This is a genomic window from Massilia sp. NBRC 108631 (assembly GCF_059704565.1).
Genome location: NZ_BAAKJE010000157.1, coordinates 1 through 241, shown reverse-complemented (window position 1 = coordinate 241; position 241 = coordinate 1). Strand labels below are relative to the sequence as shown.

1 protein-coding gene is annotated in these 241 nt (G+C 64.7%); it reads right to left on the bottom strand.

The features are described 5' to 3' along the window. Positions 1–241, bottom strand: a 241-nt coding sequence (locus AC6H42_RS16995) for an ATPase, T2SS/T4P/T4SS family (protein WP_497548544.1), incomplete at both ends; no start/stop codon positions are given.

Genomic DNA, 241 nt, shown 5'->3' with positions numbered 1-241 from the left:
TGTTCATCAAACGCGTCAGCGTGGATGGCGCGTCGTTGGTGTGCAGCGTGGAGAACACCATGTGGCCGGTCTGCGCCGCCTTGATGGCGATGTCGGCCGTTTCCAGGTCGCGGATCTCGCCCACCATGATGATGTCCGGGTCCTGCCGCATCAGCGCGCGCACGCCGTCGGCGAAGGACAGGTCGATGCCCGGTTGCACCTGCATCTGGTTGAAGGCCGGCTCCACCATCTCGATCGGGTC